We start from the raw sequence: 6,067 nt of genomic DNA, 5'->3' as shown, positions 1-6,067 counted from the left end.
GAGCGTGTCGACCGAGGCACCGCCGCTGACGGTGTCCAGAATGCCGCCCGCGGCCGACGTATAGAGCGAATAGTTGGAGACGGTCAGGCCGATCGAGCCGGTGGTCGGCACGGCGCCGACGCGGGAGAACGACGACACCAGGTTGACCGTCGCCGGCGTGGCGGCGGTCGTGCTCAGCCAGTTCACGCCGTTGAAGGTCGCCGCAGAGGCGGTGCCCTTCATCTGCTGCTGAATCTGGGTGATGTCGGCCTGGATCTTGCTGCGGTCGATACCGGCGGTCTTGGCTTCGACCAGCAGCGACTGGAGCTTGACCAGGCCGCCGGTGCTGTCGCCAACAACCGAGGTCAGAGCGGTATATTCGGTGTCGACGGTCGCGGCCGACAGACCGAGCGAGTCCGAGACGGCGGAGAGCGCGGCGTTGTCGGCGCGCATCGAGGTTGCGATCGACCAGTAGGCCGCGTTGTCCGAAGCGGTCGAGACGCGCTGGCCGGTGGAGATCCGGGTCTGCGTGGTGGAGAGTTGCGAACTCACAGACCGCAAGGTCTGGAGTGCGGTCATGGCGGTCGAGTTCGTAAGCAGGCTTGACATTGCGAATGTCCCTTTGATGTACGCGTTACATTTTCACGAGGGGACATACCGGGCTTTCACCGGTACGGAGGGGCGGCATCATGCCTTTGGACTGAAGTGGGTGGGGTCCAACCCGCCGTGACGCATTGCTAGCACGCCGAATCTTGCGCGCAGATTAAGATCAGCTTGAATTTCACAGCAATATCAGATGGTTAACATTACCTTCCACTAACCATAGAAGGGTACTTCTCGCTAACCATAACCAGCCGGCCGGCGATCGCGGCTGTTACGAGAACGACCGCACCAGGCCCGAGGCCAACAGGTTCCAGCCGTCGATCAGCACGAAGAACAGCATCTTGAACGGCAGTGCGAGGATCGTCGGCGGCAACATCATCATGCCCATCGACATGGTCAGCGTCGCCACGATCATGTCGATGACGAGGAACGGCAGCATGATCAGGAATCCGATCTCGAACGAGCGCCTGAGCTCGGAGATCATGAAGGCCGGAATGATGACGCGCAGATCGACGCGCTTGTCGTCGAACTTCTTGCGGAAGCTCTCGGCCGCCAGCGACTCGAAGGTCTGCAGATCCTTGTCGCGGACATGGGCCAGCATGAAGTCGCGGAACGGATCGGTGATTTTCAGATAGGCCTCTTCCTCCGAGATCTCGTTCTTCATGAGAGGCTGGACACCGGTCTCCCAGGCGCGGTCGAAGGTCGGCGCCATGACGTAGAACGTCATGAACAGCGCAAGGCTGACCAGCACCAGATTGGCCGGCGTGGTCTGGAGGCCGAGACCGGAGCGCAGGAACGACAGCGCCACCGCAAATCGCGTGAAGCTCGTCACCATGATGAGCAGTCCGGGCGCCACCGACAGCACCGTGACCAGCGCCATCAGCTGAATGATGCGGCCGCTGGTCGAGCCGTTGCCGGGCGGCAGCAGCGAGTTGAGGTCCGGAATCTGGGCCAGCGCCACCTCAGGCAGCACGACCAGAACCAACGCAAGCAGCAGGACTTTCACTCTCACTGGATCACCAACGTCTCGATAATCAATTCGCGGATCTTGCCCGACGAGCGGATATTGGCGCGCTCGGTCAGGTCGTCGCGTAGATGCTGGAGCCCGCGCGATCCCTCGAACTGCGCCACCGAGGCCGACCGCAGATAGGTCACAATGTCCTCGCTGACATGGGCGGCCAGGATGCCGGCATCCTCGTCATTCATGCTCTCGGTCACCATGGAAGCCTCGACGCGAGCCCAATTGTTGGCCGGCGCGGCGAGATTGGTCACGATCGGGGACAGTTTTCGAAGCCGCGCGCTGCCGGCATAGCTCGATGCAATCGGCGGCGGCGTGGCGCTCTTCTTCGCGTCGGCAACGCGCTCGGCGGCCGCAAACAGATTCAGGCCGGCAAGCGCGCCCGCGCCGATCGCGACAAGAGTCAGCACCAGGATGGCCGCAATCAGGCGCATAACGTCCCCTGCCCCCGCAAAGCGGCCCGGCGGCTGCGAATCTCAGAATGGTGCCACAGCGTCATAAATCCGATGTCCCCATCCAGGCTGCTGCACGTCAGACAAATTTCCGCGACCACCATATGAGACCCGCGCCTCCGCGATCTTTTCGTAGGAGATCGTATTGGTTCGCGAGATGTCACGCGGGCGCACGATGCCGCCGACGTTGAGCACGCGCATCTCGGTGTTGACACGGAACTCCTGCGAGCCGCTGATCATCATATTGCCGTTCGGCAACACGTCGGTGACGATGGCGGCGATCGACAGCTTGATGTCCTCGGTGCGATCGATCTGGCCGTTGCCCTTGATCTGGGTGTTGGTGCTGAGATTGGCGGTGGTCGAGCCCTTGTCGCTCCATCCCGCGACATCCATCAACCAGTCGAGCCCGAACTTGATCTGCGAATCGCGCGAGCGATCGGTCTTGTTGTCGAGCTTGGCCTTGTCCTGCATCGAGATGATCACCGTCACGACGTCGCCGGAGCGCCGGGCGCGGGGATCGCGGTAGAGATCGGTGCCGTCGTCCCAGGTCGAGCGATAGCTGACGGGCGTACGCACGCGGGGCGTCACCGGAATCGGATCGGCCTGCGTCCTCAGGCCGCTGCCGACCGGCGACAGGCGCGGGCCGGTCAAGACCTCGGCCGGATCAGTCAAGCACCCGGTCAGGAGCACCGACGACAGCAGCAGCGACAGGATGAGGATCGGCTTCTTCATCTATTTGGTCTTTCCGTCATCCACGCGACGCATTCCGCCGAGCAAATCGGCAAGGTGCGCGGCGCGCGCCGTATCCATCTCGTTGAAGATCGCGCTCGAGCTCCTCGGGCTGAGTTTGGCGAGCACGGCGGCGGCGGTCTCGTCCGCCATGCCGGCGATCTGGGTCGCCGCGGCGTCCGGTTTCATGCGCGAATAGATCTCGACGACCTGCGCCTCGGCCTTCTTCAGGAAGTCGTCGCGCAGCGCCATCCATTTCTCGTATTCGGCGCGCTTGGCCTCGACCTCGGCGATCCGTTCGCGGAGCAGGCTCTCGGCCTTCTCCAGCTCTTTGAGCTGCCAGGCGAGCCTCGCATCGACGGCAGGATCAGCCACGTTGCTGCAGAACAGGGCGACCTCGTTGTCTCCGGACGCGGCGGCCTGCGGCGGGGCAGGCTTCGGCGGCGCCGTGACGCTGCCGGGTTTGGCAGGCCGAACCGGTGCTGCTGCGGGCGCTGCTGCCGGTGCTCGCGCCGGTGCGGGCGCAGGCACTTCGGACGCCGGCACCGCGCCGGTGGTTACCGGCCCGGAATCTTCGGCCGCCCACGCCGTCGCCCGCATCGAGGCATCGTCGCCTGGAATCGGCGAAGCGGGCAGCGGCGGCTTCTGCGATCCGGGCGCGCGCGCCCGCGCGAAGGACAGCAGGTTGAGCGGCTTCGACGGCTTGGCCTCGTCCAGAGCAAGCACGGGCGAAGCGCTCATGAGCGCGGAGGTCGCGATCAGGACGAGGAGCTTGGCTTTATGTTCCAGTTTCAGCATCGGGCCGCGTGCGATTCTCGATCGAGACCTGAGCATTGAGCGACCAAGCTTGCACGACGCTTGTGCATCATTGCACGATGACGTCGGCCTGGAGGGCGCCGGCCGTCTTGATCGCCTGGAGGATCGCGATGATGCCGGATGGCTTGAGGCCGATCTGGTTCAATCCGCGCACCAGGCGCTGAAGATCGACGCCGCTCAGGATCGCCACCTGCGACCCGGCCTCATTGGCCTCGACGATGGTCTGGGGAACGACCACGGTCTGCCCTTGCGAGAACGGCGCCGGCTGCGACACCACCGGAAGCTCGGTGACACGGACCGTCAGATTGCCGTGCGTCACCGCAACGGTCGATATCCGCACGTCACGCCCGATCACGACCGTGCCGGTGCGTTCGTTGATGACCACCCGCGCCGGCGTATCCGGCTCGACCGTCAGCTCGCCGATTTCAGCGAGGAAACGGACGGGGCCGACGTGGCGCGGTTTCGACAGCACGATGGTGCGGTAATCGCGCTCGAAGGCGATCTGCGCCCGGTAGCGACCGCCGGCATAGCGGTTGATGGCATCGAGGATACGGGTTGCCGTAACGAAATCAGGGTTCTTGAGCTCGAGCACCAGGTACTCCATTTCATGGAGGCTTCCCTGCACCTCGCGCTCGACCAGCGCGCCGTTCGGAATGCGGCCTGCCGTGGGCGTGCCCTGGCTGACGCTCTGCGCCTGGCCGCCCACGCTGTAACCGGCAACCGTGACCGCGCCCTGCGCCACCGCATAGACCGCGCCATCCGCCGCGCGCAGCGACGTCATCACCAATGTGCCGCCGAGCAGCGAGGTCGCGTCGCCGAGCGACGACACCGTGACGTCCATACGCTCACCCGCCCCGATCGAGGGCGTCAGGTCCGCGGTCACCATCACAGCTGCGACGTTGCGCGTGCGCAGCGTTGTCGGACGCGCCGGGTTTGTCGTGCTCGTGGTCTCGTTCCTGACATTGATGCCCATGTTCTCGAGCATCGATTGCAGGGATTGCTCCGTGAATGGAGCATTCCGAAGCGTGTCGCCGGTGCCGTTCAGGCCGATGACGAGGCCATAACCGACGATCTGGTTTTCGCGCAGGCCCTTGATGTCCGCGATGTCCTTGATGCGGACGGCGGCCTGGGCGCTGACGGCGGAAAGAATGAGGACAAACGCGATTAGAAGTCTTGTCATGATCCGTCCGCGACCTTGACGGTGCCGTCCGGCTGGACGATCGCCCTGATGATCACGCCGGTGTCGGTGTTTCGTACGGTAATGAGCGAACCCGGCGCGCCCGATTGCATGGCGGCACCGTAGGTCACGATCGACAGGCCGGAGTCCTCGACCACGACCTTGACCATGGCGCCGCGGGCGATGGTGAAGGGATCTTCCACCGAATTGGTCGGGATCGGCTGGCCCGGCAGCAGCGCCCGCCGCGCCATGCGGCCGACGAGCACCTGACGCCCCTCAATGAACAGGGCGACCCCGAGCACGTTCGGCGCAAAGGCTCGCTCGGTGATCATGTCTTCCCTGATCAGCTCGCCAGCGCGGATCGAGACGGCCGGCACGGGAAGCCGCTTCTCCTCGGCCGCAGCGACGCGCGCCGAGACGAGAACCAGCAGCACGGCAGCCAACCCGCGCACGATCAGACCCACCCTGTTCAACATGGACACACCGGAACTAGCGAAGGCCCTTCGACACGGTCGAGGCCATTTCATCCGAGGCTTGGATGACCTTGGCATTCATTTCGTAGGCGCGCTGCGCCGAGATCAACTCGGTGATTTCCTTGACCGGATCGACGTTCGAGGCTTCGAGATATTGCTGGTTGATCTTGCCGTAGCCGGAATCGCCCGGCAGTCCGACGACCGGCGTGCCGGACGCCGTGGTCTCGCGATAGAGATTGCTGCCCAGCGGCTCGAGGCCCGCCTCATTGGCGAAGTTGGCGAGGTTGAGCTGACCGATCTGCCGCGGGTTCACTTCCGTGTCCAGCTTGGCGAACATCTGTCCGGTCTGGTTGACCGTGACCTGGACCGTTCCCTGCGGCACCGTGATCGAAGGATCGAGCAGATAGCCGTCCATCGTGACGAGCTGGCCGTTGGCGTTGGTGTTGAACGAGCCCGCGCGAGTATATTGCACCTCGTTGTTCGGGCCCAACACCTGAAACCAACCGCGGCCGTTGATCGCCACGTCGTAGGGGTTGCCGGTCTGCGTCAGCGCGCCCTGGATGTGCAGTTTGCGGATCGCCGCCGATTTGACGCCGAGACCGAGATTGGCGCCTTCCGGGATCGGCGACGAACCGTTGACGTTCGCGACGCCCTGCATGCGGTCCATCTGGTAGAACAGGTCGGTGAATTCCGCCCGCGCCCGCTTGAACGAGGTCGTGTTGATGTTGGCGATGTTGTTCGCGATGACTTCGATATTGGTCTGTTGGGCGTTCATGCCCGTGGCCGCAATGGCGAGCGATTTCACAGTGTGGCTCCTTCA

7 protein-coding genes and 1 pseudogene are annotated in these 6,067 nt (G+C 64.1%); all 8 read right to left on the bottom strand.

The window, feature by feature from the left end:
• Positions 1-588: pseudogene (locus tag IVB29_RS20465) on the bottom strand (flagellin); the annotation flags it as partial.
• 265 nt (positions 589-853) lie between these two features.
• On the bottom strand, positions 854-1,594 hold the full coding sequence (fliP, locus tag IVB29_RS20460; protein ID WP_247505195.1) for a flagellar type III secretion system pore protein FliP: 741 nt from the start codon (positions 1,592-1,594) through the stop codon (positions 854-856).
• The gene (locus IVB29_RS20455) at positions 1,591-2,034 is read right to left on the bottom strand and encodes a flagellar basal body-associated FliL family protein (RefSeq protein WP_247505194.1); all 444 of its coding nucleotides are present in this window, start codon (positions 2,032-2,034) and stop codon (positions 1,591-1,593) included. The genes fliP and IVB29_RS20455 overlap by 4 nt, the downstream gene beginning before the upstream one ends.
• Before the next feature lie 42 nt (positions 2,035-2,076).
• Positions 2,077-2,784, bottom strand: coding sequence for a flagellar basal body L-ring protein FlgH (flgH, locus tag IVB29_RS20450; protein ID WP_247505193.1), 708 nt, complete (start codon positions 2,782-2,784; stop codon positions 2,077-2,079).
• Positions 2,785-3,579 carry a MotE family protein gene (locus IVB29_RS20445; RefSeq protein ID WP_247505192.1) on the bottom strand — a complete coding sequence of 265 codons (795 nt, stop codon included), beginning with the start codon at positions 3,577-3,579 and terminating at the stop codon, positions 2,785-2,787.
• 67 nt (positions 3,580-3,646) lie between these two features.
• Positions 3,647-4,777: a flagellar basal body P-ring protein FlgI gene (flgI, locus tag IVB29_RS20440; protein ID WP_247505191.1), complete on the bottom strand. Its 1,131-nt coding sequence runs from the start codon at positions 4,775-4,777 to the stop codon at positions 3,647-3,649.
• Positions 4,774-5,250, bottom strand: a complete 477-nt coding sequence (gene flgA, locus IVB29_RS20435; protein ID WP_247505190.1) for a flagellar basal body P-ring formation chaperone FlgA — start codon at positions 5,248-5,250, stop codon at positions 4,774-4,776. The genes flgI and flgA overlap by 4 nt, the downstream gene beginning before the upstream one ends.
• 13 nt (positions 5,251-5,263) lie before the next feature.
• Positions 5,264-6,052, bottom strand: a complete 789-nt coding sequence (flgG, locus tag IVB29_RS20430) for a flagellar basal-body rod protein FlgG (protein ID WP_247505189.1) — start codon at positions 6,050-6,052, stop codon at positions 5,264-5,266.
• Between the last annotated feature and the right edge of the window lie 15 nt (positions 6,053-6,067).

The organism is Bradyrhizobium sp. 1 (assembly GCF_023073315.1).
In the GTDB taxonomy this organism is placed as follows: domain Bacteria; phylum Pseudomonadota; class Alphaproteobacteria; order Rhizobiales; family Xanthobacteraceae; genus Bradyrhizobium.
This window is presented reverse-complemented; position numbering and strand designations above follow the sequence as displayed.